The sequence below is a fragment of the Pseudoalteromonas fuliginea genome (assembly GCF_000690055.1).
GTDB classification, from domain to species: Bacteria; Pseudomonadota; Gammaproteobacteria; order Enterobacterales; family Alteromonadaceae; genus Pseudoalteromonas; species Pseudoalteromonas fuliginea.
Map to the genome: position 1 here is coordinate 1 of NZ_JJNZ01000286.1, position 283 is coordinate 283.

General features: G+C 35.3%; 1 protein-coding gene. It reads left to right on the top strand.

Annotation, left to right across the window (positions count from 1 at the left end; all coding sequences use genetic code 11):
* Positions 1–22: 22 nt before the first annotated feature.
* The coding region (locus tag DC53_RS22880; RefSeq protein WP_240474591.1) for a YebC/PmpR family DNA-binding transcriptional regulator at positions 23–283 on the top strand (261 nt) is incomplete at its 3' end.

Sequence of the window (283 nt, forward strand, 5' to 3'; positions counted from 1 at the left end):
ACAAAATGCTAAGGCAGCAAACATGCCTAAGGATAATGTAGAGCGTGCTATAAAAAAAGCATCTGATAAAGATACTGCTAATTATAAAGAAGCATTATTTGAAGGTTATGCACCACATGGTATTGCTATACTTATAGAAACTGCTACTGATAATAACAACCGTACTGTTGCTAACATTCGTAGTTACTTTAACAAATGTAATGGTACTATGGGGACACAAGGCTCTGTAGAATTTATGTTTGACCATACTTGTAATTTCCGTATTCCTGCCGAAGGTCAAGAT